This is a genomic window from Protofrankia sp. Cr1 (assembly GCF_963555865.1).
GTDB lineage: Bacteria > Actinomycetota > Actinomycetes > Frankiales > Frankiaceae > Protofrankia.
In genome coordinates, this window is record NZ_CAUVXO010000517.1 from 1 (window position 1) to 1,816 (window position 1,816).

Sequence of the window (1,816 nt, forward strand, 5' to 3'; positions counted from 1 at the left end):
GGGCGGCCCGGGACCGTGACCCGGGACGCGACGGCGGAGCAGAATCTGGCTCCGGCGTGTCGATCCGGGCGCGGGCCGCGCGTCGTGGTGAGAAAGGCCGCCTGCGGGCGGCCTGCAGAGAGGAGCCTGTCATGGCGAAGTACCTGATCTTGATCTATGAGGATGAGGCGGCCTGGGCGAGCGCTGGCCCCGAGGTGCTGAACCAGGTCCTGGGGGACCATCGCATGTTCACGGAGGCGAACAGGGCGGTAGTTCATGGCGGGGAGCCGCTGGAGCCGGCGGCCACGGCCACCTCGCTGCGCCGGGATTCTTCGGGCAGCTTCGTGATCACCGACGGGGCGTTCGCGGAGACCAAGGAGGCCCTCGGCGGCTACTACCTGATCGAGGCCGCCGACCTGGACGAGGCTCTCGCGCTGGCCCGGCAGGTCCCGGCCCCCTTCGGCGGGGTCGAGGTCCGGCCGGTCAGGACGTTCGGCTGAGGGAAGGGAGGCCGCCCAGTGGACGCATTTGTTGAGGCGGCGGTCGCCGACGCGCACCGCCGCGAGTGGGCGTATGTGCTGGCCGCCACGGTGCGCGTGACCGGCGACATCGACTTGGCCGAGGACTGCGTGCAGGACGCCTACGCCCGGGCGCTGGCCACCTGGCCGCAGGCCGGCGTCCCCGCCAGGCCCGGCGCATGGCTGACCACAGTGGCCCGGCGCCGCGCCATCGACCTGCTGCGCCGCCACTCGACCCAGCAGCGGTCCCTGCCGCTGCTCGCCGCGCAGGCCGAGACCGCGGGCCCGGCCGAGGCCGTCCTGCCGGAGGTCACCGACGACCGGCTGCGGCTTATCTTCACCTGCTGCCACCCGGCGATCGCCCCCGAAGCCCGGGTGGCGCTTACCCTGCGGCTGCTGTGCGGGCTGACCACCGCCGAGGTGGCCCGGGCGTTCCTGGTGAGCGAGCCGACGATGGCGGCCCGGATCACCCGAGCCAAGAAGAAGATCACCACCGCCCGGATCCCCTACCGGGTCCCGCCGGCCGGCGAGCTGCCCGCCCGGGTCGATGCCGTGCTGACAGTTGTCCACCTGCTGTTCAGCACCGGCCACACCGCCCCCGCCGGCGCCGACCTGATGCGCCGGGACCTGGTCGAACGCTCGCTGGACCTGGCCCGGATGCTGCGTGCGCTGCTGCCCGACGACGCCGATGTCGCCGGGCTGCTGGCCCTGATCGTCCTCACCGACGCCCGCCGCCCGGCCCGGGTCGGAGGCGACGGCTCCCTGGTGCTCCTGGCCGACCAGGACCGCACCCTATGGGACCGCCCCGCCATCGCCGAGGGAATCTCCCTGGTGCGCGAGGCGCTGGCCCGCCGGCCCCCGGGCCGCTTCGCCCTGATGGCCGCCATCGCCGCCGTCCACGCCGAGGCCCCCGACTGGGCCGCCACCGACTGGGCCGAGATCGTCGGGCTTTATGACCTGCTCGCGGCCATCTGGCCATCCCCGGTGGTCGCCCTGAACCGGGCCGTGGCGGTCGGCTTCGCCGACGGCCCCCAGGCCGGCCTCGACGCCCTCGACGCCCTGGCCAGCGAGCCGGTCCTGGCCTCCTACAGCTACCTGGCCGCCTCCCGCGCCGACTTCCTGCGCCGCCTCGGCCGCACCGGCGAGGCCCGCCTGGCCTACTCCGAAGCGCTGCTGCTCAGCGAGAACGCCGTCGAACGCGACTTCCTCACCAGCCGCCTCGAACAACTGGACCACTAAGTGGTCTGGCTCGTAAGTCCTTCGGGGGTTGATCAGGCTGCCTGTGGGGTGGAGGATTTTTCCTGTCGGTCGGGTGTGTG

Annotated in this window: 2 protein-coding genes; both read left to right on the forward strand. The window is 73.3% G+C overall.

Translation table 11 applies throughout. The features are described 5' to 3' along the window. The first annotated feature begins 131 nt into the window (after positions 1–131). A complete protein-coding gene (locus U9980_RS24910) occupies positions 132–479 on the forward strand; it encodes a YciI family protein (RefSeq protein WP_322770153.1) in 348 nt (115 codons plus the stop codon). 18 nt (positions 480–497) lie between these two features. After that, positions 498–1,736, forward strand: coding sequence for an RNA polymerase sigma factor (locus U9980_RS24915; protein WP_322770154.1), 1,239 nt, complete (start codon positions 498–500; stop codon positions 1,734–1,736). Positions 1,737–1,816 lie beyond the last annotated feature (80 nt).

What these genes read in the sequence shown, in the direction of transcription:
- U9980_RS24910 (WP_322770153.1), top strand. Translation starts at nt 132, where the DNA reads ATGGCGAAGTACCTGATCTTGATCTATGAGGATGAGGCGGCCTGGGCG.